This is a genomic window from Chitinimonas koreensis (assembly GCF_014353015.1).
Classification (GTDB): domain Bacteria; phylum Pseudomonadota; class Gammaproteobacteria; order Burkholderiales; family Chitinimonadaceae; genus Chitinimonas; species Chitinimonas koreensis.
Genome location: NZ_CP060704.1, coordinates 2,450,772 through 2,476,072, shown reverse-complemented (window position 1 = coordinate 2,476,072; position 25,301 = coordinate 2,450,772). Strand labels below are relative to the sequence as shown.

General features: G+C 67.2%; 17 protein-coding genes, 1 tRNA gene, 1 rRNA gene and 3 pseudogenes. 6 read left to right on the top strand and 16 right to left on the bottom strand.

What is annotated here, in order from left to right; translation table 11 throughout:
* Positions 1 to 86: 86 nt before the first annotated feature.
* The 7 genes and pseudogenes from H9L41_RS10620 to H9L41_RS10590 form a co-directional block, all read right to left on the bottom strand.
* Positions 87 to 163: transfer RNA gene (locus H9L41_RS10620), tRNA-Ile, on the bottom strand.
* A 70-nt stretch (positions 164 to 233) separates the two neighbouring features.
* Positions 234 to 1,760 (bottom strand): 16S ribosomal RNA (locus tag H9L41_RS10615).
* A 348-nt stretch (positions 1,761 to 2,108) separates the two neighbouring features.
* Positions 2,109 to 3,044 (bottom strand): ABC transporter substrate-binding protein, encoded by a 936-nt coding sequence (locus H9L41_RS10610; RefSeq protein WP_051319415.1) that lies wholly within the window; start codon positions 3,042 to 3,044, stop codon positions 2,109 to 2,111.
* A 118-nt stretch (positions 3,045 to 3,162) separates the two neighbouring features.
* A complete protein-coding gene (locus H9L41_RS10605; protein WP_028448025.1) occupies positions 3,163 to 3,765 on the bottom strand; it encodes a peroxiredoxin in 603 nt (200 codons plus the stop codon).
* A gap of 180 nt (positions 3,766 to 3,945) precedes the next feature.
* Positions 3,946 to 4,521, bottom strand: a complete 576-nt coding sequence (gene dcd / locus H9L41_RS10600) for a dCTP deaminase (RefSeq protein WP_028448026.1) — start codon at positions 4,519 to 4,521, stop codon at positions 3,946 to 3,948.
* Between the two features lie 47 nt (positions 4,522 to 4,568).
* Positions 4,569 to 5,656, bottom strand: a pseudogene (gene apbC / locus H9L41_RS10595) (iron-sulfur cluster carrier protein ApbC).
* Between the two features lie 68 nt (positions 5,657 to 5,724).
* Positions 5,725 to 6,567 (bottom strand): isopenicillin N synthase family dioxygenase, encoded by an 843-nt coding sequence (locus H9L41_RS10590; protein ID WP_028448028.1) that lies wholly within the window; start codon positions 6,565 to 6,567, stop codon positions 5,725 to 5,727.
* A 98-nt stretch (positions 6,568 to 6,665) separates the two neighbouring features.
* Here H9L41_RS10590 and metG point away from each other — a divergent pair.
* The 6 genes and pseudogenes from metG to H9L41_RS10560 all read left to right on the top strand — a co-directional run bounded on the left by metG (position 6,666) and on the right by H9L41_RS10560 (position 14,402).
* Positions 6,666 to 8,686 (top strand): annotated as a pseudogene (gene metG / locus H9L41_RS10585) (methionine--tRNA ligase).
* Between the two features lie 65 nt (positions 8,687 to 8,751).
* A complete protein-coding gene (locus H9L41_RS10580) occupies positions 8,752 to 9,312 on the top strand; it encodes a GNAT family N-acetyltransferase (RefSeq protein WP_028448030.1) in 561 nt (186 codons plus the stop codon).
* On the top strand, positions 9,309 to 9,977 hold the full coding sequence (locus tag H9L41_RS10575; protein ID WP_034608192.1) for an HAD family hydrolase: 669 nt from the start codon (positions 9,309 to 9,311) through the stop codon (positions 9,975 to 9,977). Before H9L41_RS10580 ends, H9L41_RS10575 begins: the two co-directional genes overlap by 4 nt.
* A complete protein-coding gene (locus H9L41_RS10570; RefSeq protein ID WP_028448032.1) occupies positions 9,974 to 10,249 on the top strand; it encodes an acylphosphatase in 276 nt (91 codons plus the stop codon). Before H9L41_RS10575 ends, H9L41_RS10570 begins: the two co-directional genes overlap by 4 nt.
* 319 nt (positions 10,250 to 10,568) lie before the next feature.
* Positions 10,569 to 13,996: pseudogene (gene dnaE, locus H9L41_RS10565) on the top strand (DNA polymerase III subunit alpha).
* A 76-nt stretch (positions 13,997 to 14,072) separates the two neighbouring features.
* Positions 14,073 to 14,402: a cupin domain-containing protein gene (locus H9L41_RS10560; protein WP_051319432.1), complete on the top strand. Its 330-nt coding sequence runs from the start codon at positions 14,073 to 14,075 to the stop codon at positions 14,400 to 14,402.
* A gap of 604 nt (positions 14,403 to 15,006) precedes the next feature.
* On the opposite strand, the gene astE is transcribed toward H9L41_RS10560, so the two are convergent.
* From astE to H9L41_RS10515, 9 genes are all read right to left on the bottom strand, one after another.
* The gene (gene astE, locus H9L41_RS10555) at positions 15,007 to 15,996 is read right to left on the bottom strand and encodes a succinylglutamate desuccinylase (protein ID WP_034608194.1); all 990 of its coding nucleotides are present in this window, start codon (positions 15,994 to 15,996) and stop codon (positions 15,007 to 15,009) included.
* Between the two features lie 7 nt (positions 15,997 to 16,003).
* Positions 16,004 to 16,471: a YaiI/YqxD family protein gene (locus H9L41_RS10550; RefSeq protein WP_028448038.1), complete on the bottom strand. Its 468-nt coding sequence runs from the start codon at positions 16,469 to 16,471 to the stop codon at positions 16,004 to 16,006.
* 160 nt (positions 16,472 to 16,631) lie between these two features.
* Complete coding sequence (gene astB / locus H9L41_RS10545; protein WP_028448039.1) at positions 16,632 to 17,978, bottom strand: N-succinylarginine dihydrolase; 1,347 nt, start codon at positions 17,976 to 17,978, stop codon at positions 16,632 to 16,634.
* A 212-nt stretch (positions 17,979 to 18,190) separates the two neighbouring features.
* The gene (astD, locus tag H9L41_RS10540; RefSeq protein ID WP_028448040.1) at positions 18,191 to 19,654 is read right to left on the bottom strand and encodes a succinylglutamate-semialdehyde dehydrogenase; all 1,464 of its coding nucleotides are present in this window, start codon (positions 19,652 to 19,654) and stop codon (positions 18,191 to 18,193) included.
* Between the two features lie 226 nt (positions 19,655 to 19,880).
* Entirely contained in the window at positions 19,881 to 20,924 is a 1,044-nt protein-coding gene (gene astA, locus H9L41_RS10535; RefSeq protein WP_028448041.1) for an arginine N-succinyltransferase, read from the bottom strand.
* A gap of 9 nt (positions 20,925 to 20,933) precedes the next feature.
* Complete coding sequence (gene astA, locus H9L41_RS10530; protein ID WP_028448042.1) at positions 20,934 to 21,944, bottom strand: arginine N-succinyltransferase; 1,011 nt, start codon at positions 21,942 to 21,944, stop codon at positions 20,934 to 20,936.
* A 23-nt stretch (positions 21,945 to 21,967) separates the two neighbouring features.
* Positions 21,968 to 23,140 (bottom strand): aspartate aminotransferase family protein, encoded by a 1,173-nt coding sequence (locus H9L41_RS10525; protein ID WP_187523807.1) that lies wholly within the window; start codon positions 23,138 to 23,140, stop codon positions 21,968 to 21,970.
* A gap of 371 nt (positions 23,141 to 23,511) precedes the next feature.
* Positions 23,512 to 24,501 (bottom strand): GlxA family transcriptional regulator, encoded by a 990-nt coding sequence (locus H9L41_RS10520; protein WP_051319416.1) that lies wholly within the window; start codon positions 24,499 to 24,501, stop codon positions 23,512 to 23,514.
* A gap of 8 nt (positions 24,502 to 24,509) precedes the next feature.
* Positions 24,510 to 25,277 (bottom strand): ABC transporter ATP-binding protein, encoded by a 768-nt coding sequence (locus H9L41_RS10515; protein ID WP_308417344.1) that lies wholly within the window; start codon positions 25,275 to 25,277, stop codon positions 24,510 to 24,512.
* Positions 25,278 to 25,301: the final 24 nt, after the last annotated feature.

The window sequence follows — 25,301 nt, the reverse complement described above, 5'->3', positions numbered from 1 at the left end:
TGGTGGAGGCAGACGGGATCGAACCGACGACCCCCTGCTTGCAAAGCAGGTGCTCTCCCAGCTGAGCTATGCCCCAATCGAGTTACTGGTGGGTCAGATAGGAATCGAACCTATGACCCCCGCCTTATCAAGACGGTGCTCTAACCGACTGAGCTACTGACCCAGCTCCCGTACTTCTCTAACTACTACAACCGATAAGTGTAGACACTTGGCTACAGCGCCATTTTCTCTAGAAAGGAGGTGATCCAGCCGCAGGTTCCCCTACGGCTACCTTGTTACGACTTCACCCCAGTCATGAATCCTACCGTGGTAACCGGCCTCCTAAGGTTAGCCTAGCTACTTCTGGTAGAACCCACTCCCATGGTGTGACGGGCGGTGTGTACAAGGCCCGGGAACGTATTCACCGCAGCATGCTGATCTGCGATTACTAGCGATTCCGACTTCATGCAGTCGAGTTGCAGACTGCAATCCGGACTACGATCGGCTTTCTGGGATTGGCTCCACCTCGCGGCTTGGCAACCCTCTGTACCGACCATTGTATGACGTGTGAAGCCCTACCCATAAGGCCATGAGGACTTGACGTCATCCCCACCTTCCTCCGGTTTGTCACCGGCAGTCTCCTTAAAGTGCTCAACTGAATGGTAGCAACTAAGGACAAGGGTTGCGCTCGTTGCGGGACTTAACCCAACATCTCACGACACGAGCTGACGACAGCCATGCAGCACCTGTGTCCAGGTTCCCTTTCGGGCACCGCCAAATCTCTTCGGCATTCCTGGCATGTCAAGGGTAGGTAAGGTTTTTCGCGTTGCATCGAATTAATCCACATCATCCACCGCTTGTGCGGGCCCCGTCAATTCCTTTGAGTTTTAATCTTGCGACCGTACTCCCCAGGCGGTCTACTTCACGCGTTAGCTGCGTTACTAAGGTATTGCTACCCCAACAACTAGTAGACATCGTTTAGGGCGTGGACTACCAGGGTATCTAATCCTGTTTGCTCCCCACGCTTTCGTGCATGAGTGTCAGTGCTATCCCAGGGGGCTGCCTTCGCCATCGGTGTTCCTCCACATCTCTACGCATTTCACTGCTACACGTGGAATTCCACCCCCTCTGACGCACTCTAGCCACGCAGTCCTCAATGCAGTTCCCAGGTTAAGCCCGGGGATTTCACATCAAGCTTACGTAACCACCTGCGCACGCTTTACGCCCAGTAATTCCGATTAACGCTCGCACCCTACGTATTACCGCGGCTGCTGGCACGTAGTTAGCCGGTGCTTATTCTTCCGGTACTCTCAGTTGCATGGGTATTAACCACGCAGATTTGCTCCCGGACAAAAGAGCTTTACAACCCGAAGGCCTTCTTCACTCACGCGGCATGGCTGGATCAGGCTTGCGCCCATTGTCCAAAATTCCCCACTGCTGCCTCCCGTAGGAGTCTGGGCCGTGTCTCAGTCCCAGTGTGGCGGATCATCCTCTCAGACCCGCTACGGATCGTCGCCTTGGTGAGCCTTTACCCCACCAACTAGCTAATCCGACATCGGCCGCTCATATAGCGCAAGGTCTTGCGATCCCTGCTTTCATCCGTAGATCTCATGCGGTATTAGCGTAACTTTCGCTACGTTATCCCCACTACACGGTACGTTCCGATGCATTACTCACCCGTTCGCCACTAACCTGGGAGCAAGCCCCCAAGTCCGTTCGACTTGCATGTGTAAAGCATGCCGCCAGCGTTCAATCTGAGCCAGGATCAAACTCTTGAGTTCAATCTCTGTTTAAATTGCTTCATTTGGCGTATTGCAAAATCAAAACCGTCGAAACGATTTCAATTCAACGTAAGCCTTGGCATCCTTCGCCAAGCGCCTACGCTTATCGGTTGTATCTTGTTAAAGAGCGTTTGCTTTCGCACTCAAACTCGGCTAGACTCGTTCGTTTTCGCTTCGTTTTCGTCTGCGTCAGCAGCAGAGATGCGAACTATACGGATCACCGCCAGACTCGTCAACACCTTCGTGCAAGAATTTTCAAAACGGGTCTCGCAGACCTGCTTGCCCCATATATAAGAGGTCGCGGCACTCCCTCTCTATATGTCCTGACGATGTTCTGAAGTCCCTCTCCTAGCGGCTGTTCCAGCCGCGGTATTGCGGCAGGTTGTCGCGCGTCACCAAAGTGGTCGGCAGCAGGATCATCCGGTTGGCCGGCACCTTGCCGTTCAGGATGTCGTATCCCACGTTCACCGCGGTCCTGGCCATCAGATAAGGATCCTGGCTCGCCGACGCCCGGATCAGACTGTCCGACTTGAGCGCCTGTTCGATGTCGGGCGCACCGTCCACCGAAGCGATGATCATCCGGCTCCGCCCGGCCTTGCGTGCGGCGATGTCGGCGCCGAGCGCCTGCGGGTCGTTGATCGCGAACACCGCATCGATATCGTCGAAACGTTCGAGCTGGGTCTGCATCAATTGCATCCCGCCCCAGCGAGATGCCTTGCCGTCACCGTCATAGGACAGCACCTTGATCGCGGGGAAACGGGCAAAGGCGCTGCGGCAACCACTCACCCGGTCGGTGACCGACGAGACCGGCGGCCCCGACTGGATCACCACCCGGCCTTGCCCATGCAGCGAGTTGGCAAGATAGGTACAGGCCAGCTCGCCCGCCTGGTGGTTGTCGGTCAGCACCGTGGCATCGACGCCTTCGGTACGGACATCCACCGCAACAACCACGATGCCGGCCGCCTGCGCATCGCGGATCACCGGCCTGAGCTTGGCCGGGTCGGCCGCGTTCAACAGAATCAGGTCGACCTTGTCCGCGATGAAGCGCCGCAGCTGCAGTTGCTGCTTGTGCAAGGAATAGTCGCTGGCCAGCGTGGTGAGCTGCACGGACGGGTTGATCTGCCGCGCCTGTGCCTCCGCGCCATGGATCAGCGCCGTGTAGAAAGGATTGGCCAGCGAGCCGACGCTGAAGCCCACGCGCAGCAAGGGCCTCGGCGCATCGGTCGCACAGGCGCCGCCCAGCAGCAGCATGGCTCCCAGCCATCTCGTCCAGTTCGTCTTCATTTCGTATCCATCTGCGCACTGCAGGCGCCTCTGGATTCACTCTAGTACGAAGCCATGGCCGGCACAGGCAATAAAAAACCCCGCCGGAGCGGGGTTCTTCATATACAGCCGGCGCGTATTACAGCTGGCCGGCGTTCTCGGCCAGGTACTTGGCGACGCCGTCGGCATCGGCCTTCATGCCGGCCTTACCCTTGTTCCAGCCGGCCGGGCAGACCTCGCCGTGCTCTTCGGTGAACTGCAGGGCGTCGACGGTACGCAGCGTTTCGTCGATGTTGCGGCCCAGCGGCAGGTCGTTGACCAGCTGGTGGCGGACCACGCCGTCGCGATCGATCAGGAAGGTGCCGCGGAAGGCGACGCCGTCGTCGCTCTCGACGTCATAGGCCTTGGCGATCTCGTGCTTCACGTCGGCCACCAGGGTGTAGCCGACCGGGCCGATGCCGCCCTTGTCGACCGGTGTGTTGCGCCAGGCGCTGTGGGTGAACTGGCTGTCGATCGAGACGCCGATCACTTCGACGTTGCGCTTCTTGAACTCTTCCAGGCGGTGATCGAAGGCGATCAGCTCGGACGGGCAGACGAAGGTGAAGTCCAGCGGATAGAAGAACAGCACGGCGTACTTGCCCTTGGAAGCGCCGGACAGCGTGTAGTTTTCGACGATCTCGCCATTGCCCAGCACGGCGGCGGCGGTGAAATCGGGGGCTTTCTTGCCAACGAGGACGGCCATATCGGTTCTCCTGAAGTCGTTTGAACGAGTGGTTGAAGCTAGACGCCGAAATTTAGGCCGCGGGCGGCCTGGCGTCCAATTTAAAAAGCTCAATGTTGCGATAGGATTTCACTATCCGAATTCGCCGACCCTAGGCGAAACCTTCAGAGCGCGGACCGGCGTTTCGGTTCCCTGCCCGCCTCAGGTCTTGGGCAGCGTGACGCCGACCTGGCCCTGGTATTTGCCGCCGCGATCGCGGTAGGACGTCTCGCAGATGTCGTCCGGATCGGCTTCGAGGAACAGCACCTGGGCGCAGCCCTCACCGGCGTAGATCTTGGCCGGCAGCGGCGTGGTGTTGGAGAACTCCAGCGTGACGTAGCCTTCCCACTCGGGCTCGAACGGCGTGACGTTGACGATGATGCCGCAGCGCGCATAGGTCGATTTGCCGAGGCAGATGGTCAGCACGTTGCGCGGGATGCGGAAGTATTCGACGGTGCGTGCTAGCGCGAACGAGTTGGGCGGGATGATGCAGTAGCCCTTGCCGGAGACGTCGACGAAGCTGTTCTGGTCGAAGTTCTTCGGGTCGACGATGGTCGAGTTGAGGTTGGTGAAGACCTTGAATTCGTCGGCGCAGCGGATGTCGTAGCCGTAGCTCGAGGTGCCGTAGGAGACGATCTTCTGCTCGTTCACATAGCGCACCTGGCCGGGCTCGAACGGCTCGATCATGCCGTGTTCCTGCGCCATCCGGCGGATCCAGCGGTCGGACTTGATGCTCATTCCCTTGCTCCGTGCGTTCGCGGCGGCTATGCGCCGCGGATATGCGATTAAGTGTTCTGGATGACGATCTTCGGCAGCTTAGCCGAGAAATCCCGCGCCTTCTCGCCGATCTTGACCGCGACCTTGCGCGCGATGGCCTTGTAGAGGCCGGCCACGGTACCGCCCGGGTCAGCCGCCACGCTGGGCTTGCCGGCGTCGGTCGAGAGCCGGATCGACATCTCGAGCGGCAACTGGCCGAGCAGCTCGACGCCGTACTCGCCGGCCATCCGCGCGCCGCCGCCCTCGCCGAAGATCGCCTCGACATGGCCGCAGTTCGAGCAGATGTGCATCGCCATGTTCTCGACCACGCCGACCACCGGCACGCCGACCTTCTCGAACATCTTGAGGCCCTTGCGCGCGTCGAGCAGGGCGATGTCCTGCGGCGTGGTCACGATCACCGCGCCGGTCACCGGCACGCGCTGGCTCAGCGTCAGCTGGATGTCGCCGGTGCCGGGCGGCAGGTCGATCAGCAGGTAGTCGAGGTCGTCCCAGCGCGTGTCGTTCAAGAGCTGCATCAGCGCCTGGGTCACCATCGGGCCGCGCCAGACCATCGGCTGCTCGGCATCGATCAGGAAGCCGATCGACATCGCCTGCAGGCCGTAGGCGCGCAGCGGGACGATGGACTTGCCGTCGGGCGATTCGGGCTTCTGCTCCTGCAGGCCCAGCATCATCGGCTGCGACGGACCGTAGATGTCGGCGTCGAGGATGCCGACGCGGGCCCCTCCGCGGCCAGCGCCAGCGCCAGGTTGACCGCGGTGGTCGACTTGCCGACGCCGCCCTTGCCGCTGGCGACGGCGATGATGTTCTTCACGCCCGGCAGCGGCGTAAGGCCGCGCTGCACGGTATGCGGCTCGATCTGGGTCATGACCTTCACCGTGGCGTTCGACACCCCGGCCACCTGCTGCAATACGCCTTCGATCTGCGCCGCCAGCTCGGCATGGCGGCTCAGCGCCGGGTAAGGCAGGCACAGCGTGAGGCTGGCCTGGCCGTCCTCGCACTTGAGATCGCGCACCGCGCGCATGGCGACGTAGTCGCGGCCGGTGTCGGGATCGATGCAGGTCTTCAGCGCGTCGAGCAGTTCGGCTTGGCTGGTCATATCGGCAAGACTCCTTGGATGCCGCCGCGGGTGGCGTCTGCGCCGCGACGATTCATATATCATATAGATCAGTTGCGCACGCCGAGCTCGCGCAGGCGTTCGTCGAGATAGCTGCCGGCGGTATGGCGGGCCGACAGGACCACTTCGCTGCGCGGATGCAGGAACAGCGGCAGCGAGATGCGCGACTGCGCGGCCTCGGCGCCGACCGGGTTGACCACCCGGTGCGGGGTGGACGGCAGCCAGCCGGCGGTCGCCTCCTGCAGCATGTCGCCGACGTTGATCACCAGTGCGCCGCTGGCGCACGGCACCGCGTGCCAGCGGCCCTGGCGGTCGCGCACCTCGAGCCCCGGCGCGCTGGCGGCCGGCAGCAGGGTGATCAGGTTGATGTCCTCGTGCTCGGCGGCGCGCAGCGCGCCGGGCGGCTCGTCGCCGGCCAGCGGCGGGTAGCGCAGCACCCGCAGCAGGGTGTTGGGGCTGGCCTTGATCATGCCCGACAAGGGCTCGGACAGGCCGGCCGCCACTTCGGCCGGCAGCGCGTCCTCGATCCAGCCGAGCAGTTCGGCCGCCAGCGCGGTCGCCGTGCCGTGGTAGGCCAGCGCGTCGCGGCGCAGCCCGGCCGGGATCCGGCCCCAGGGGTAGACGTGATAGAACTCCTTGAGGTCGCGCACGCTGCGGCCGCGCGCGGTCTCCGACACGCTGGGCGGGAACCAGCCGTCCTGCTTCTCGGGGCAGAAACGGTAATCGGCCTTGGCCTCGCCATCGAAGAAGGCCAGCCAGTCGCGGTAGATGCCGTCGATCAGCCAGACCGGCAGCGGATGGCGCACCAGCACGGCGAAGCCGGTCTCGCGCAGCGAGGCGATCAGGCGGGCCGGCGCGTCGTTGGCGCAGTAGTCGACGGTCTGGACGAGCATGTGGGCGAATCGAGGGGTACAGCACGAGGGGCCGTCATTCTAAGCCCTTCGGCTATAATCGGCAGCTTCCGCATCGCAACATAGAAACGGGTACTGCCGTGTCCAAACGCAAGATCCTCGTCACTTCCGCCCTGCCCTACGCCAATGCCGCACTGCACCTCGGCCATATGGTCGAGTACGTCCAGACCGACATCTGGGCGCGGTTCCAGAAGATGCGCGGCCATACCTGCTACTACTGCTGCGCCACGGATACCCACGGCACGCCGATCATGATCAGCGCCGAGAAGCAGGGCATCAGCCCCAAGGAGCTGGTCGAGCGCATGCACGACGTGCAGGAGGCCGATTTCAAGGGCTTCCACATCGGCTTCGACAATTTCTACAGCACCGATTCGGACGAGACGCGCGAACTCTCCTACGAGATCTACCGCCGCCTGCGCGCCGACGGCAAGATCACCAGCCGGGTGATCAGCCAGCTGTTCGATCCGCAGAAGCAGATGTTCCTGCCCGACCGCTTCGTCAAGGGCGAATGCCCCAAGTGTTCGGCCAAGGACCAGTACGGCGACAACTGCGAGGTCTGCGGCGCCACCTACGGCCCGACCGAGCTGAAGAACCCCTACTCCACCGTCTCCGGCGCCACGCCCGAGCTGCGCGAATCCGAGCACTTCTTCTTCAAGCTCGGCGACTGCGAGGAATTCCTGCGCCACTGGACCCGCGAAGCCGGCCGGCTGCAGCCCGAGGCCGCCAACAAGATGAACGAATGGTTCGAGGCCGGCCTGCAGGACTGGGACATCAGCCGCGACGCGCCCTACTTCGGCTTCGAGATCCCCGACGCGCCGGGCAAGTACTTCTATGTCTGGCTCGATGCGCCGGTCGGCTACATGGGCTCGAGCAAGAACCTGTTCGACCGCATCGGCGAGGATTTCGACGCCTGGTGGAAGGTCGACTCGGACGCCGAGCTCTACCACTTCATCGGCAAGGACATCCTCTACTTCCACGCGCTGTTCTGGCCGGCGATGCTGAAGTACAGCGGCTACCGCACGCCGAGCGCGGTCAACGTCCACGGCTTCCTGACCGTCAACGGCCAGAAGATGTCGAAGTCGCGCGGCACCGGCATCACCGCGCGCGAATACCTCGACGCCGGCCTCAACCCGGAATGGCTGCGCTACTACTACGCCGCCAAGCTCAACAGCAAGATCGAGGACGCCGACCTGGCGCTCGACGACTTCGTGCTGCGGGTGAACAGCGACCTGGTCGGCAAGTACATCAACATCGCCAGCCGCGCCGCCGGCTTCATCGCCAAGCGCTTCGACGGCCGCCTGGCCGCCGCGCTGCCCGACAGCGCGCTGGTCGCCAAGCTGCAAGGCGCCGCCCAGAGCCTGGCCGACAGCTTCGAGGCGCGCGAGTACAGCCGCGCGGTGCGCGAGATCATGGCGCTGACCGACGAGGTGAACCAGTACGTCGACCAGGTGAAGCCGTGGGAGCTGGCCAAGCAGCAGGGCCGCGACGCCGAGCTGCACGGCGCCTGCTCGCTGCTGATCAACCTGTTCCGCATCCTCACCGTCTACCTCAAGCCGGTGCTGCCCAAGCTGGCCGCCGACGTCGAGGCCTTCCTGGCCGTCGCACCGCTGCAATGGGACGACGCCCAGACCCTGCTGCTCGACCATGCGATCCAGCCCTACCAGCACCTGATGACGCGCATCGATCCCAAGCAGGTCGAGGCGCTGGTCGAGGCCAACAAGCAGAACGCGGCGGCCGCCGCCGCGCCGGCCGGCCCCAAGGTCGAGCCGCTCGCGCCGACCATCAACATCGACGACTTCGCCAAGCTCGACCTGCGCATCGCCAAGATCGTCGACTGCAAGCATGTCGAGGGCGCCGAGAAGCTGCTGCAGCTGACGCTGGACCTGGGCGACCACACCCGCAACGTGTTCTCCGGCATCAAGTCGGCCTACAAGCCCGAGGACCTGGTCGGCAAGCTGACGGTGATGGTGGCCAACCTGGCGCCGCGCAAGATGAAGTTCGGCCTGTCCGAAGGCATGGTGCTGGCCGCCAGCGGCGAAGGCCCGGCCTCTACCTGCTCGAGCCGCACGCCGGCGCCCAGCCCGGCATGCGCGTGAGCTGACGGCGCGCCCGGCCGCCGCGTCCGCGCACCGCGCGGGACGGCGGCCGTTCCTTGCCTGGACGACGATGTTCCCCACCCTCGAAACACCCCGCCTGCTGCTGCGCGAACTGGGCCATGCCGATGCCGACGCGCTGCTGTCCATCCACGGCGATGCCGAGACCATGCGCTGGTTCGGCGCCGATCCGATCGCCACGCGCGAACAGGCGCTGCAACTGGTCGAGATGTTCGCCGGCTGGCGCCGCCAGCCCAACCCCGGCACGCGCTGGGGCCTGGTGCGCAAGAGCGACCGCCGGCTGATCGGCTCGGCCGGCCTGTTCAAGTGGAACCGCTCCTGGCGCAATGCTGCGCTCGGCTACGAACTCGCCCGCGACTGCCAGGGTCAAGGCTTGATGAGCGAAGCGCTGCGCGCGGTGCTCGGCTACGGCTTCGGCGAGATGCGGCTGCATCGCGTGCAGGCCGAGATCCACCCCGACAACGCGGCCTCGCGCCGGCTGGCCGAACGGCTCGGCTTCCGCCAGGAAGGCCTGCTGCGCGACAGCGGCTACTGGGGCGGCCGCTACCACGACCTGGTCTGCTACGGCCTCTTGGCCGGCGAGTGGAGCCCCGCCCTCAAGGACAAGCAATGAAACTCGACTTCACCCCGGCCGCCGTCCTGTTCGACATGGACGGCCTGATGATCGACAGCGAGCGCGCGGTGCTCGAATGCTGGCGCATCGCCGCCGCCGAGCACGCGCTGGAGTTCGACGATGCGCTGCTGCACAGCATGGTCGGCCTGCACGACCGGCTGTGCCACGCCATGCTGGTCGAGCGCTTCCGCGATGCCGACATCGACGCGGTCTCGCTGCGCACCGACGAGCTCTACAGCGCGCGCGTCGAGGCCGGTCTGCCGCTCAAGGCCGGCATCGCCGAGCTCCTGGCCTGGCTCGACGCGCTCGGCATCCCCAAGGCGGTCGCCACCTCCACCAAGCGCGTGCGCGCCGAGCAGAACCTGGCCCGTACCGGCCTGGCGCGCCACTTCGAGGTGGTCGTCACCGGCAGCGACGTCGAGCATCCCAAGCCGGCGCCCGACATCTACCTCAAGGCCGCCGGCCTGTTGGGCGTGGCGCCGGCGCAATGCCTGGTGCTGGAGGATTCCGAGCCCGGCGTGCGCGCCGCGCTGGCAGCCGGCATGACGCCGATCCAGGTGCCCGACATCAAGGCGCCGAGCGAAGAGGTACGCGCCTTCGGCCATCGCATCGTCGCCTCGCTGACCGACGCCCACGGCATCCTGCACGCGGCCTTCCCGGCATGATCGCGCGCCACCTGCTGATCCGCGGCGTGGTGCAGGGCGTCGGCTATCGCAACGCGATGATGCTGACGGCCGGCAAGCTGGCGGTGAACGGCTGGGTGCGCAATCGCCACGACGGCTCGGTCGAGGCCCATGTCGAAGGCGAGGCCGCCGCGGTCCAGACGCTGCTGGCCTGGTCGCGCCAGGGCCCGCGCGGCGCCCGGGTCAGCGAGGTGGTGGTGGAGACGGCCGAGCCGGCCGGCCATCGCGGCTTCAGCCGCCTGCCGACGGCCTGATCGCCGACCCGGCAGCGCAGGGATCGCAATTGCCCGGCGTTGCGCGCTGACGGATAAAACAGATGCACCGCAGAGGACGCCGAGGACGCGGAGGCAAGGCCCTCCCGCTCAGGGCTGTACATGAGGCGGGCGGCAGCCGTCCACCGATCGAGCCCGCCTTCCTCCGTGTCCTCGGCGTCCTCCGCGGCGAATGTCCCTTGCTTGCGCCTCTCGCCGCCGCTTGACGGGATAGCAGTCGGCCCTACGGCTGCTCACCCGACCGAACCGTTCCACCCGCCGGCCGCGGCCGGCCGCCACCGCATCGCGGTAGAATCGCCCCATGTCTGCTCCCGCCTTCATCCATCTCCGTTTCCACTCCGAGTTCTCCGTCACCGACGGCATCGTGCGCATCGACGACGCGGTGAAGCTCGCCAAGAAATATGCCATGCCGGCGCTGGGCATCAGCGATCTGATGAACCTGTTCGGCATGGTCAAGCACTACAAGGCCGCGCGCGGCAGCGGCATGAAGCCGATCGCCGGCGTGGACGCCTGGATCGAGAACGAGGAAGACCGCGACAAGCCGTTCCGCGTGCTGCTGATCGCCAAGGACCGCGCCGGCTACGGCCGGCTGTGCGAGCTGGTCACCGAGGCCTTCCGCCGCAACCAGTACCGCGGCCGCGCCGAGCTGAAGCGCGAGTGGATCGCCGCCGGCGACAACAGCGCGCTGATCGCGCTGTCGGGCGCGCACCTGGGCGACGTCGGCCAGGCGCTGCTCAACGGCAACCGCGAGGCCGCCACCGCCGCCGCGCGCTGGTGGTCCGGGCTGTTCCCCGACAGCTACTACCTCGAGCTGCAACGCACCGGCGACCCGCGCTGCGAGCCGGCCAACCAGGGCGCGCTCGACCTCGCCGTCGAGCTCGGCCTGCCGGTGGTGGCCACCCACCCGATCCAGTTCCTCGCCCGCGAGGACTTCAAGGCGCACGAGGCGCGCGTCTGCATCGCCGAGGGCTACGTGCTGGCCGACAAGCGCCGGCCGCGCAACTTCACCGAGGAGCAGTACTTCAAGTCGCCCGAGGAGATGGCCGCGCTGTTCCATGACGTCCCCGAGGCGCTGGAGAACACCGTCGAGATCGCCCGCCGCTGCAACCTCACGGTGGTGCTCGGCAAGAACTACCTGCCGCTGTTCCCGACGCCGGACGGCATGTCGCTCGACGACTTCCTGGTCTACGAGGCCAGGAACGGCCTGGAGGAGCGGCTGGCCCACCTCTACCCCGATCCGGCCGAGCGCGAGGCGCGGCGGCCCGAGTACGAGGCGCGGCTCAAGTTCGAGTGCGACACCATCATCAAGATGGGCTTTCCCGGCTACTTCCTGATCGTGGCCGACTTCATCAACTGGGGTAAGCAGAACGGCTGCCCGGTCGGCCCGGGCCGCGGCTCGGGCGCCGGTTCCCTGGTCGCCTACGCGCTCAAGATCACCGACCTCGATCCGCTCAAGTACGCGCTGCTGTTCGAGCGCTTCCTCAACCCGGAGCGGGTGTCGATGCCCGACTTCGACGTCGACTTCTGCCAGGAGAACCGCTGGCGCGTGATCGAGTACACCCGGCGCAAGTACGGCGAGGAGGCGGTCAGCCAGATCGCCACCTTCGGCACCATGTCGTCCAAGGCGGTGCTGCGCGACGTCGGCCGGGTGCTCGACCTGCCCTTCTTCCTGTGCGACAAGCTCTCCAAGCTGATCCCGCTCGAGGCCAACAAGCCGGTCTCGCTCGAGAAGGCGATGGAGATGGAGCCGCAGATCCGCGAGCTGATCGAGGCCGAGGACGCCGGCGAACTGCTGGAGCTGGCCGAGAAGCTCGAGGATCTGACCCGCGGCATCGGCATGCACGCCGGCGGCGTGCTGATCGCGCCGGGCAAGCTGACCGACTTCTGCCCGCTCTACATCGCCTCCGGCGAGGGCGCCTCGCCGGTGTCGATGTACGACAAGGACGACGTCGAGCAGATCGGCCTGGTGAAGTTCGACTTCCTGGGCCTGCGCAACCTCACGATCATCGAGCTGGCGCAGAAGTACATCAAGGACCTGAGCGGCGAGGACGTCGACGTGGCCAAGCTGCCGCTCGACGATGCGCCGGCCTACAAGGTCTTCGCCGCCGGCAATACCACGGCCGTGTTCCAGTTCGAATCGAGCGGCATGAAGAAGATGCTGATCGAGGCCAAGCCCAGCCAGTTCGAGGAAATCATCGCCTTCGTGGCGCTGTACCGGCCGGGCCCGATGGACCTGATCCCCGACTTCACCCGCCGCATGCACGGCGAGAAGTTCGAATACCTGCACCCGCTCTTGGAGCCGGTGCTGGCGCCGACCTACGGCATCATGGTGTACCAGGAGCAGGTGATGCAGGCCGCCCAGGTCTGCGGCGGCTACAGCCTCGGCGGCGCCGACCTGCTGCGCCGCGCCATGGGCAAGAAGAAGGTCGAGGAGATGGTGGCGCAGCGCGCCATGTTCGTCGAAGGCGCCGGCAAGAACGGCATCGACGAGGCCAAGGCCAACGAGATCTTCGACTACATGGAGAAGTTCGCCGGCTACGGCTTCAACAAGTCGCACGCCGCCGCCTACGCGCTGGTCGCCTACCACACCGCCTGGCTCAAGGCCCACCACTGCGCCGCCTACATGGCGGCGACCATGTCGACCGAACTGGACAACACCGACCAGCTCAAGGTGTTCTACGACGACTGCGCGCTGAACAACGTCAAGTTCCTGCCGCCCGACGTCAACGAAGGCTTCTACCGCTTCGTGCCGGTCACCCGCCGCGAGATCCGCTACGCGCTGGGCGCCATCAAGGGCACCGGCGAGGCGGCGGTCGAGCACATCGTCGCGGTGCGCAAGGCTGGCGGCCCGTTCAAGGACATCTTCGATTTCTGCGAGCGCACCGACAAGAAGATCGTCAACCGCCGCGTCATCGAGGCGCTGATCCGCGGCGGCGCCTTCGACTCGATCAGCGACCATCGCGCGTCCCTGCTGGCCACCGTCGGCCTGGCGCTGGAAGCGGCCGAGCAGGCCGCCGCCAACGCCAACCAGGGCGGCCTGTTCGACGCCTTCGAGCCCGAGCCCGAGCACCAGATGCAGATGGTCGACGTGCCGCGCTGGGACGAATCGGTGAAGCTGGCCGAGGAGAAGGTGGCGATCGGCTTCTACCTGTCGGGCCACCCGTTCACCGCGGTGGCGCGCAGCGTGCGGCCGTTCGCCAAGACCGAGCTGTCGCGGCTGTCGCCGCGCAAGGAGACCCAATGGGTCACCGGCGTGGTGATGGAGGTGCGGGTCAAGATCGGCCAGCGCGGCAAGATGGCCTGGGTGACGCTCGACGACGCCACCGCCAAGCGCGACGTGATGGTCTATTCCGAAGCGCTCGAGGATGCCAAGAACAAGATCCGCGAGGACGCGCTGCTGGTGATGGAGGTCAAGGTCAGCGAGGACACCTACGGCGGCGGCAGCGGCCTGCGCATCAGCGCCGAGCGCATCCTGGACCTGGCCGAGGCGCGCAGCCGCTTCGCCGCGCGCTGGCGCTGGGCGTGAACGGCAACGCCGACGTCGGCCGGCTCAAGAAGCTGGTGCAGCCGTTCGCCGGCGGCGCCTGCCCGGTGCGCATCGACTACCGCAACGAACGCGCGGCCTGCGCGGTCGAGCTCGGCGAGGAATGGCGGGTGACCTTGCGCGACGAATTGCTGAGCGAGTTGCGCGAGTGGCTGGGGCCGGAAGCGGTCAAGGTGCAGTTCTGAACCGGCCCGGCTGCCGCGACATCGGCGGCAGCCGGTTCGCATGCTGCCGGCCCATCAATCGATCCGCGAAATCCTCATGAATCCAGTCGACACCCAGGCAAACCGCATCCGGACCATCGATCTGCCCGACCTGGCCGCCGCGCTGCCGGCCGCCTGGCGCTCGCGCATCGTCGGCCAGGCGGCCGGCGCCAATCTCAAGGTGCTGCGGATGGACGAGGCCGCCTATCCGGACGAAACCCACGACTTCGACGAAGCGCTGCTGGTGATCGAAGGCCGGATGAACCTGGCCCTGGGCGAGGAGATCGCTGCGGTCGAGGCCGGCCAGCTCTGCATCGTGCCGGCCGGCGTACCGCACGCGGTCGCACCGGGCAGCCACGGCATCCTGGTGATCATCGATCGGCCGTGAGGCGTGAGGCGTGAGGCGTGAGGCGTGAGGCGTGAGGCGTGAGGCGTGAGGCGTGAGGCGTGAGGCGTGAGGCGTGAGGCGTGAGGCGTGAGGCGTGAGGCGTGAGGCGTGAGGCGTGAGGCGTGAGGCGTGAGGCGTGAGGCGTTCTCAGTATGGAAGTTGGTTGCTCACCGAACGCAAGCGCTGATTCACGTCGTGCAATCAAACCGCAGGCTCGCCAGCCCGCGCTGCCGTCCCTCTCCCGCCGGGAGAGGGCTAGGGTGAGGGAGCGCCCGTCGAACATGAGCCACCGGCCGAGCGCCCGCTCCCTTCTCCCGCGCGCGGGAGAAGATGGCCCGGAGGGCCGGATGAGGGCTGGTCTTCGTAGAACCCGCCCTCACCCCTCCCCGTTTCTGCCGTGCAGAAACGGGTGCCTCTCCCGCGCGGCGGGAGGGGGCTTAATCGGCAGCGCAGCCTACAACAGCCGTATTCGACCTGAACCGTCGCTCCCTCACCCAGCCCGCTCCCGGCGGGAGAGGGCAGTTCAGTGCCTCATGACGAGCGAATTTCCCTCCCGGCGTCCTTCGCCGCCCTTCCGACATCCGTCACCCGCTTCCTTTGGGACTTAGCCCTTTCCATCCGTCGGCACAACCACCAGCCCCGCCCGCAGCCCGTTCTTCACCTTGGCATTGGGGAACACGATGCGCGCCCCCTGCTCCTCCACTACGAAGCGCTGCTCGCCATCCTCGGCCAGCACATAGCCCTGCGCCAGTTCGGTGAAATTCTCCACCGCGTCGTCCAGGTTCAGCACGAAGGCATCGCTGTGCTTGATCACCTCGCGCGCGACCCGGAACAGCGTCGCATCGCCCGCACGGCCGGCGTGATCCAGCCGCTCGCCGGCGATCAGCCGGCGCAGCTCGGCTTCGAGCAGGTCGAGCTTGACCTCGGCGTTGTGGCCGAACGGCCGCGCCTTGCCCAGCTCGAGCGTGAAACCGTGGGCGCCGCAATGGCGACGGGTGAAGTAGGAGAAGGTCGGCGACGGCTTCGATTGCAGCAGCACCGCGCTGATTCCGCAGGCGGCCAGCCGGCCGATCTCGCCGGCGTCGAAGCCGGCCTCGTGCGGAAACGGGTAGATGGCGAACTGCTCGATCTTCGAGCCGCGGATCGCGGTGTGCAGATCGTAGTGCAGCTTCCAGCGCTCGCCGGCCGCGGCGAAGAAGGCGACGGCCGCCGCTTCGAGCTGGCGCGCGCGGCGGGCGGCCGGGCCGTCGCCGGTCTGCTCGGCCGGCTTGCCGAACAGGCGGTTGAGATCGTCGTCGTGATAGCGCGCATTGCTGCGGATCGCGGCCGGGTTGCCGAAGCCGAACAGCAGCCGCGCGCCGGCCCGCAGGCGCCCTTCGAGCACGTCCTGCAGCAAGTGCGCGGCCAGCTCGATCGGCGCCGTCTCGTTGCCGTGGATGCCGCTGGAAATGAACAGGTCGAAGGCCGGCTCGACCGGTTCGATCGCGATCAGGCCTTCGCCGTGCACCGTGACGCGGCTGCCGTCGGCCAGCGCCCGCGGCCAGGGATCGTCGCCGCCGAGGTCGGCCAGCAAATGTTCGAGGTAGTTCTGCATCGTCGTCTCACTGCGGCGTTGGCCGCGTCCTGGGAAGCGCGGCCAGCAGCCGGTCGAGCTGGCGCGCGAAGGCCTGCCGTTCGGCCTGGCCGAAGGCGGCCGGGCCGCCGGTCTCGACGCCGCTGGAGCGCAGTTCTTCCATGAAATCGCGCATCGACAGCCGTTCGCGGATGGTAGCCGCCGTATGCAGCTCGCCGCGCGGATCGAGCGCGCGGGCGCCCTTCTCGACCACGCGTGCCGCCAGCGGGATGTCGGCGGTGACCACCAGGTCGCCGGCCGCCACCTGCTCCACGATGTAGTGGTCGGCCACGTCGAAGCCGCCCGGCACCTGGATGGCGCGGATATGCGGCGACGGCGGCACCGCCAGCAACTGGTTGGCCACCAGCGTCAGCGCCACGCCGGTGCGCTCGGCGGCGCGGAACAGCATGTCCTTGATGACGCGCGGGCAGGCGTCGGCGTCGACCCAGATGTGCATGGTGTGTTCGTCGGGATTGTGCGGATGGGACGACATGATCGCGCAGAAATGCAGCCCCGTGAGTTCGTGCGCCCCGTAGGAGCGGCTTCAGCCTCGAATCGGTCAGCGTTCGCTGTAGCCATTCGCGGCTGAAGCCGCTCCTACCGGACGCCCCGACCGCTCAGGCGAGCTGGAAGGGGTAGACCGAACCCAGCTTCAGGATCTGCGTCAGCTCGTCCAGCGCGGTACGGCACTCGACCAGCAGCTGCGGATCGGCCAGGTCCTCGCCGGTCAGCCGGTCGCGGTAATGCTTGTCGACCCAGCCGTTGAGCGTGGCGAACAGCGCGTCGCTCATCAGCACCGCCGGGTTGACCGCGGCCAGCTCGGCGTCCGACAGCGCCACCCGCAGCCGCAGGCAGGCCGGGCCGCCGCCGTTCTGCATCGACTGCTTGAGGTCGAACACCCGCACTTCGTCGATCGGGCCGCCGCTGTTGACCAGCTTGTCGAGGTAGGTCCAGACGCGCGGGATGTTCCGCGACTCTTCCGGCACCACGATGATCAGCTTGCCGTCGGACTTGCTGAGCAGCTGGCTGTTGAACAGGTAGGACTTCACCGCCTCCTCGACCGAGACCTCGGCCTCGGGCACCTCGATCGCGACGAAGTGGCCGCCGAGCGCGGCCAGCTTGCGGTCGAGCTCGGCCAGCACCTCGGCCTGCTGCAGGAAGGATTTCTGATGGTGGAACAGCACGTTGCGGTTGCCGACCGAGATCACGTCGTTGTGGAACACGCCGAGGTCGATGGTGTCCGGGTCCTGCTGGGCGTAGACCACCTGGCTGTCCTTGAGGCCGTGCAGCCGGGCGATGGCCTGGCTCGCCTCCAGCGTCTGGCGCGCCGGGAAGCGGGCCGGCTTGGGGTAGCGGTGGTCGAAGGCGGCCTGGCCGAACACGAAGAACTCGACGCCGGGCTGGTCGTACTCGTGGCAGAAGCGGGTGTGGTTGGCCGCGCCCTCGTCGCCGAAGTGCATCTGCGCCGGCAGCGCCGGATGGTGGGCGAAGCGCGACTCGTCGGCGAACATGGCCTTGAGGATGCGGCCGGTGGTCGGGTGTTCGATCGAGCGGTGGAACTTGTTGTTGAGGTTGGCCGGCGTGAAATGCACGCGGCCGTCGGCGGTATCGGCGCCGGGGCTGACGGTGGCGGCGTTGGCGGTCCACATGGTCGAGGCCGAGCAGCAGGCGGCCAGGATGGCCGGCGCTTCCTTGGCGGCGCGGGCGATCACCTCGGCGTCGCTGCCGGCGAAGCCCAGCAGCCGCAGGCTGGCCACGCTGGGCCGCTCGTGCGGCGCCAGCACGCCCTGCTTGAAACCGGCGTCGTGCAGCGCCTTCATCTTGGCCAGGCCCTGGCGGGCGGCCTGGCGCGGGCTGGCGACGGCGTTCTGGTTGCCGGTCGAGGCGACGTTGCCGAAGCTCAGGCCGGCGTAGTTGTGGGTCGGGCCGACCAGGCCGTCGAAATTGGCTTCGTAAGCTGCCATGGAGCTGCTCCGTAGGTAATTGGGTGAGGCGTTAGGAGTGAGGCGTGAGGTGTAACCCCATCCCCCTCCCGACCTCCCCCTTGAAGGGGGAGGAGTAGTCGCGTCGATCTCCAAGGGCGGAGCCCTCTCCGGCGACGCTGTCCTGCTCCCTCCCCTTCAAGGGGAGGGCTGGGGTGGGGATGGGGTGACACCTCACCCTAACCCCTCTCCCCTCACATCTTCATTCCCGCCGGCAACGCAGCCGGCAGCGTCAGATCGGGCGTCTCCAGCCCGGCCACCGGGTAGCTGCAGTAATCCGCAGCATAGTAGGCGCTGGCACGGTGGTTGCCGCTGGCGCCGACGCCGCCGAACGGTGCGGCGCTCGAGGCGCCGGTCAGCTGCTTGTTCCAGTTGACGATGCCGGCGCGCGATTCCTGCCAGAACTGCTCGTACAGCGCACGGCTATCCGAGATCAGGCCGGCCGCCAGGCCATAACGCGTGGCGTTGGCCAGCTCGATCGCCTGCTCGAAATCGTCGTAGCGCTGCACCTTGAGCAGCGGGCCGAAGTCTTCCTCGTCGGCCAGGTTGGCGACCGCGCTGACGTCGAGGATGCCCGGCGTCAGCAGCGCGGTGTCGGCTTCGAGCCGGCGCATCTCGAGCAGCGGGACCGCGCCCTTGCCGATCAGGTCGGCCTGCGACACCAGCAGCCGGTGGGCCGCGGCCAGCGAGATCACCGCGCCCATGAACGGCGCCTCGGCGTCGTCCCAGCGGCCGACGCGCAGTTGCGCCGCCACCTCGACCAGCCGCGCCAGGAAGGCGTCGCCCGCCGCACCGCGCGGCACCAGCAGCCGGCGCGCGCAGGTGCAGCGCTGGCCGGCCGAGATGAAGGCCGACTGGATGGTCTGGAACACCGCGGCATCGACGTTGGCGACGTCCTGCACGATCAGCGGGTTGTTGCCGCCCATCTCGAGCGCCAGGATCTTGTCCGGATGGCCGGAGAACTGCTTGTGCAGCGCCTCGCCGGTGCCCGACGAGCCGGTGAAGAACAATCCGTCGAGGCCGGCGTGGCCGGCCAGCGCGATGCCGGTCGCGCGCGCGCCCTGCAGGAGGTTGAGCACGCCGGCCGGCAGGCCGGCCTGCTGCCACAGCTCGACCGTCTTGTGCGCCACCATCGGCGTCAGTTCGGACGGCTTGAACACCACCGTGTTGCCGGCCAGCAGCGCCGGCACGATATGGCCGTTGGGCAGGTGGCCGGGGAAGTTGTAGGGGCCGAACACCGCCACCACGCCGTGCGGCCGGTGGCGCAGCACCGCCTGGGCGTCGCCCATGGCGCTTGCCTTCTCGCCGGTACGCTCGTGGTAGCTCTTCACCGAGATGTCGACCTTGCCGATCATGGTCTGCACCTCGGTCAGGGCCTCCCAGCGCGGCTTGCCGGTCTCGATGCCGATCGCGTCGGCCAGCGCGGCCTTGTGCTCGCCGAGCAGCTCGGCGAAGCGGCGCACGATGGCTTCGCGGCCGGCGAAGCCGAGCGCGCGCCAGGCCCTGAAGGCGCCGCGCGCGGCCTGCACCGCGGCGTCGACCTGGGCGGCGTCGGCCGCCTGGCCCTGCCAGACCGCGGCCTGGCTGACCGGATTGCGCGATTCGAAGGCTTCGCCCTGGCCGGGCTGCCATTGGCCGGCGATGAAATGGTGGGGCATGGTTGTCCGTCCAAATGCTGTGAAAAGTGGAATCGGTGAGGGGTGAGGCGTGAGGGGTGAGGTGTTGACCCCATCCCCTCCCGGCCTCCCCTTGAAGGGGGAGGAGCGGTGCAGCGCCCGCTCCACCGCTCGCGATCGTTCAACCAGTCGCGACCTGCTCCCTCCCCTTGAAGGGGAGGGTTGGGGTGGGGATGGGGTTTACACCTCACCCCTCACCCCTTACTCCTCACGCTGCGCCAGCAGTCCTGCTCGACAGCGGCACCGCGCGCACGCTGTCGCCCGGCTCGATGCCCAGCCGCGCGATCACTTCGCGCGTCAGCGGCAGGCCCATCGGCGTCGGTTCGGTCTGCGCCAGGCAGACGCGGAAATCGTCGAGACGGCGGTTGGCCACCATCCACATGCGGCCGCTGGTCTCGTCCTCGGGCTTGGCGGTCAGCACCTGGCTGTCGCGCACCGCCCGGATCTGGCCGAGCTCGCATTCGAGGGTCGGGCCGGCGTCGAAGATGTCGACCGCGCCGTTGTAGCGGAAACCCTCGCTCTCGAGCATCGCCCGCGCCGGACGGGTCGCCTCGTGCACCTGGCTGATCACCGCCCGGGCCTCCTCGCTGAGGAAGGCGGTATAGACCGGCTGCCGCGGCATCAGCTCGGCGATGAAGGACTTCTGACCCAGGCCGGTCAGGTAGTCGGCCTCGGAGAAGTCGATCTTGAAGAAGTGCCGGCCCAGGCTCTCCCAGAACGGCGAGCGGCCGCCGGCGTCGGATACGCCGCGCATCTCGGCGATCACCCGAGAATTGAAGCGCTCGGGGAATTCGGCCAGGAACAGGAAGCGCGACTTGGACAACAGGCTGCCGTTGCTGTTGCGGCGCCAGTCCGGGTGCAGGAACAGCGAGCACAGCTCGGCCGAGCCGGTCAGGTCGTTGGTCAGGAACAGCGTCTCGAGCTTGCGGTAGACGCCGAGCTCGCGCGAGGCGTGCACGCTGAGGCCGACGCGATAGTTGTACCAGGGCTCGTCGCCGCCGACCGCGCCTTCGAGGCCGCAGATGCCGACCACGGCGCCGCCCTCGGCCGAGCCGGCCGTGTCGTCCTCGAGCACGAACACGAAGCTCGACGCATCGGGCGACGGTTCCGCCGCCTGCGAGGCCAGCGAAGCCTCGATACGGCGGCCCAGCCGCTCCTCGTTGGCCGGCAGGGTGGTGACGCCGACGCCGGTGCTGCGCGCCAGCGCCAGCAGGGCTTCGAGATCGTCGCGACGGATGCTGCGAACGCGCATGGGTGTCTCCTACAGCGGAGCGACCCGCACGGCCGCCCCTTCTTCGATCGCCAGCGCGGCGAGCGCCTCGGCCGGCAGTGCGATGGCGTCGCCGGCCAGGTCGGCCTCGACCACCGCGACGCGGAAATCGTCGAGCCGGGTGGTCGCCACCAGCCAGCTGGTCGAGCCCGGCCCGCGGCCGAGCTGGGCGCGCGCCAGCCGGCTCTGCGCCACGGTGCGGATGCGCTCGGTGCGGGCGTACAGCGTCGGGCCGCCGTCGAAGATGTCGACGTAGTTCTCGGCCTCGAAGCCCTCGCGCACCAGCACGTCGTAGGGCACCTCGGCGTCGGCGCCGACCTGTCCGATGGCGGCCTGCGCCTCGTCGCTCAGCAGCGGCACGTAGATGGGATGGTGCGGCATCAGCTCGGCGATGAACTTGCGGCCGTGCACGCCGCAGTGCAGTTCGGCCTCGCGGTATTCCATGCCGAAGAAATAGGCGCCGACCGAATCCCAGAACGGCGAGGAGCCGTCCGGCCGGGTCACGCCGACCATCTCCGACACCACCGCGTCGGACGCGCGGCGCGGCCAGTTGGCCATGAACAGGAAGCGGCCGCGCGACAAGAGGTCGGACTGGGCGGTGAAACGATAAGGTTCACGGATGTAGTACGACGACAGCAGCGTATTGCCGGTCAGGTCGTGGCACAGCGCCAGCGCATGCACCTTGTGATAGATGCCGAGCCCCGGCGAGGCATGCACCAGGGTCTCGTTGCGGTAGTTGTAGAACGGCTCGGTGAAGCCGGCCGAGGCGACGATGCCGGACACGCCGACCAGCTCCCCGTTCGTGCTGTCTTCCAGCACGAACAGGTAGCTCTCCTCGCCGTGGAAGCTGACGTCGGCGGCCAGCGAATCGATCGAGGCCTGGATGCGGCGATAGAGCGTGTCGCGGCTGGCCGGCAGCGTGGTCACGCCGACCGGGCTCTCGCGCGCCAGCGCTTCGACACCGGGGAGATCGGACTGGCGGACGGGGCGGAATACGAGCACGCGACACTCCTTCGCTTGCGGGCTCAGCGGCCGGCCACGGCGCGCACGGCGCGTTCGAAGCGGGCCAGGCCCTCGTCGAGGTCGGCATCGGGGATGACCAGGCTGGGCGCGAAGCGCACCACGTCCGGGCCGGCCTGCAGCACCATCACGCCCTCCTTGGCCGCGGCGACCATGAAGTCCTTGGCGCGGCCCTTGTAGGGCTCGGCCAGCACCGCGCCGACCAGCAGGCCCAGCCCGCGCACCAGGGCGAAGGCGCCGGTCTCGCGGCCGATCGATTCGAGCCGGGTGACCAGGCGGTCGTGCTTGGCGCGGATGCCGGCCAGCGTCTCGGGCGTGTTGACGGTATCGACGACGGCCTCGGCCACCGCGCAGGCCAGCGGGTTGCCGCCGTAGGTCGAGCCGTGGGTGCCGACGCCGAAGTGCTTGGCGATCGCGGCGGTGGTCAGCATCGCGCCGATCGGGAAGCCGCCGCCGAGCGACTTGGCCGAGGTCAGGATGTCCGGCACCACGCCGAAGGTTTCATAGGCGAAGAAGGTGCCGCAGCGGCCGACGCCGGTCTGCACTTCGTCGAACACCAGCAGCGCCTTGTGCTGGTCGCACAGCGCGCGGGCCGCTTCGAGGTATTCGCGGCTGGCCGGCAGCACGCCGCCCTCGCCCTGCACCGGCTCGATCACCACCGCGGCGGTCTTGTCCGAGATCGCGGCGCGCAGCGCCTCGATGTCGTTGTAGGCGATGTGGGTGATGCCGCCCGGGCGCGGGCCGAAGCCGTCGGAGTACTTGGGCTGGCCACCCACGGTGACGGTGAAGAAGCTGCGGCCGTGGAAGGAATTGGTGGCCGAGATGATCTCGTACTTGTCGGCGCCGCCGGTGTCGATCGCCCACTTGCGCGCCAGCTTGAAGGCAGCCTCGTTGGCCTCGGCGCCGGAATTGCAGAAGAACACCCGCTCGGCGAAGGTCGCGTCGACCAGCTTGCGCGCCAGGCGCAGCGCCGGCTCGTTGGTCAGGGTGTTGGACAGGTGCCAGAGCTTGCCGGCCTGCTCGGTCAGCGCGGCCACCAGCTTGGGATGGGCATGGCCGAGCGCGCTGACGGCGATGCCGCCGGCCAGGTCGACGTACTCGCGGCCTTCCTGGTCCCACAGGCGCGAACCTTCGCCGCGGACCGGGATGTAGTCGGCGGGCGCGTAGTTGGGGACCATCACCTGGTCGAAGTCGGCACGGCTGGGGTCTGGCTCATGGGATGTCCTTTCGTCGTATCCAATGCATGCATTCTAGGGGGCGCTGTCGCGGCTGAATTCCGCTTTTGCGACATGTTCGTTCGTTGTTTCGTGTCCGCCGGCGGAAACGGGCGGCCCGGACGAAGCGTAGTGCGCCGCGAGTTTTCGCGGCAGTGTCAGGCGGCGCGTTTCGGCCGGCGGTGATGGCAGCATGGCCGGCTCGGCGGCCCGGGCTTCAGCCTCGAACGGTGTTCGCTGCCCTCCCCGTCATTGGCGGCGGAAGCCGCTCCTGCGAGTAGGTCTCGTACCATTCGCGACTGAAGCCGCTCCTACTAGGAAGAGATTCTGCGCGGTCAGGCCGCGCCGCCCTGCACCGCGCCGCGCTGGCGGTCGTCGCGCGGCGTCAGGCCGAAGTGATTGCGGTAGGCGCTGGAAAAATGCGGCCCGCTCGAAAAGCCGCAGGACAGGCCGATCTGGATGATGGACTTGGAGGTCTGCCGCAGCATCTGGCGCGCGCGGTTGAGCCGCAGTTCGAGGTAGTACTGCGAGGGCACGCTGTCCAGGTGCTGCTTGAACAGCCGCTCGAGCTGGCGGCGCGAGACGCAGACGTGCTGGGCGATCTCGTCGGTGGTCAGCGGCTCTTCCAGGTTCGCTTCCATCAGCAGCACCGCCTGCACCAGCTTGGGCTGGGTGGCGCCGACGCGGTTGCGCAGCGGGATGCGCTGGCGGTCGTCGCGGCCGCGGATGCGGTCGAGCAACAGGTATTCGGCCGCCAGCGCGACGAATTCGGTGCCGTGCTGGCGTGCCGCCAGGTGCAGGAACAGGTCGGCCACCGAGGCGCCGCCGCCGCAGGTGGCGCGGTCGTTGTCGACTTCGAACAGCGCGGTGGTGGCGATGATCAGCGGATGGCCGTCGCTGAAGGTCTCCAGCAGCGACCAGTGCACCGTGGCGCGGCAGCCGTTGAGCAGCCCTGCGGCGGCCAGCCAGAACGGCCCGGCGTGCCAGCCGCCGAGCAGGCAGCGCTGGCGGCCGGCCAGCGCCAGCGCGGCGACCACCGGATCCTGCAGCGTCAGGCCGCGCGGCGGCTCGGCCGCGGCGACGAACAGCAGCGGCGGCGGCGCCAGCGGCCGCAAGGCGCCCTCGACCGGCTGCGGCACACCGTAGCGCGAGGCCACCGGCGCGCCGTCGATCGACAGCGGCACCACGCGGTAGAGCGCGGTCTCGGCCTGGCGGTTGAGCTCGCCGACGCAGTCGAGCAGCAGGCCGTACTCGCCCGGCGCGAAGCCCGGCAGCAGCAGCACGCCGATCTCCTGGGTGCCGGGCTGGTCGGCGACATGGAACATGCCGGCGCTTACTTCAGGCTGCCCGACAGGAATTGCTTGAGCCGCTCGCTGGTCGGGTTGGTCAGCACCACCTTCGGATCGCCCTGCTCTTCGATGCGGCCCTGGTGCAGGAAGATCACGTGGTTGGACACCTCGCGCGCGAAGGCCATCTCGTGGGTCACCACCACCATGGTGCGGCCTTCCTCGGCCAGCTTCTTCATCACGCGCAGCACTTCGCCGACCAGCTCGGGGTCGAGCGCCGAGGTCGGTTCGTCGAACAGCATCACCTCGGGCTCCATCGCCAGCGCGCGGGCGATCGCCACGCGCTGCTGCTGGCCGCCCGACATGTGGGCCGGGTACTTGTCCTCGACGTTCTTGAGGCCGACCTTGTCAAGGTAGACGCGCGCGCTGGCGACCGCCTTGTCCTTGGGCACGCCGAGCACGTTGACCGGCGCCTCGATGATGTTCTCCAGCACCGTCATGTGCGCCCACAGGTTGAAGTGCTGGAACACCATGGCCAGCTTGGCGCGCATCTTCTGCAGCTGCTTGTCGTCGGCGGCCTTGAACATGCCGTCCTTGGCGCGCACCAGCTTCATCTCCTCGCCGGCCACCACGATGCGGCCGGCATTGGGCCGCTCGAGCATGTTGATGCAGCGCAGGAAGGTGCTCTTGCCCGAGCCCGACGAGCCGATGATGCTGATCACGTCGCCGGCGTGGGCGGTCAGCGACACGCCCTTGAGGACTTCGTGGTTGCCGTAGCTCTTGTGCAGGTCTTCGACGGTTAACTTGTTGCTCACGCTTGTCTCCATGTGTTCCCGCCG